Below are 933 nucleotides of genomic sequence, written 5' to 3'. Positions count from 1 at the left end.
AGAGAGTAACCAATGACCGCCAACAATGCCGCCAATACTGTCAGGTCAAAATCCCACTGCGTGATCGAGAAAACACCCACCACGATAATTACATCGTGGATAAGGGCCGCTACGGCACCCACAGAGAATTTGAATTGGAAGCGCAAGGCAACATAAACCATCACGATACCAAGTGCGAGCAACAACCCTAGACCGCCCTGCTCACGCAATTCTTCACCGACTTGTGAGCCAACAAATTCTGCGCGCTCCAGCGTTACCTTCTCACCACTCTGTGACAAGGCATTCAGCACTTGCACACCAACTGTGTCGTCAAAGCCTTGTGACAAACGAACTAAGACAGAGGTATCTGCACCAAAGTTCTGAACAACAAGCTTGTCGTAACCTGCATCATTAAGGGTCGCTCGAACCTCCTCTAGATCAGGAGCCATTTCGTACTCCACTTCCACCAATGTGCCACCGGTGAAGTCGAGACCTAACTGCAAGCCCTGTGTAGCAATAGAAGCTATCGATGCGATAAGAAGCAAAATAGAAGCTAGCGCTGCTAGTTTGCGTTTACCCATAAAGTTAATCGTATTCATATTTTGTTTCCTACTACCTATTAACCAATGGATAACTTTTCAACTTTACGTGAACCGTAAACCAAATTAGTAATGGCACGACTCAAGAAAATTGCAGTGAACATTGAGGTAAAAATACCTAACGCTAAGGTAACCGCAAAGCCTTTCACTGGTCCGGTGCCTACAGCAAACAAAATAATCGCTGCGATAAAGGTTGTAATGTTTGCATCTAAAATCGCAACGAAAGCTCTGCCATAACCCGCATCAATCGCTCGTTGTGGAGACATGCCTGCTTTCAATTCTTCGCGTATACGCTCAAATATGAGTACATTCGCATCAACTGCCATACCGACCGTCAAAACAATACCTGCAATGC

At 45.8% G+C, this 933-nt stretch carries 2 protein-coding genes; both read right to left on the bottom strand.

Annotated features, from left to right (window positions below):
• Nucleotides 1-578, bottom strand: a 578-nt coding sequence (gene secF, locus A3739_RS15075; protein ID WP_197472348.1) for a protein translocase subunit SecF, incomplete at its 3' end; no start/stop codon positions are given.
• A 20-nt stretch (nt 579-598) separates the two neighbouring features.
• A partial coding sequence (locus tag A3739_RS15070; protein ID WP_156502611.1) for an MMPL family transporter occupies nt 599-933 on the bottom strand: 335 nt, incomplete at its 5' end.

The sequence above is a fragment of the Oleiphilus sp. HI0067 genome (assembly GCF_001635735.1).
This window is presented reverse-complemented; position numbering and strand designations above follow the sequence as displayed.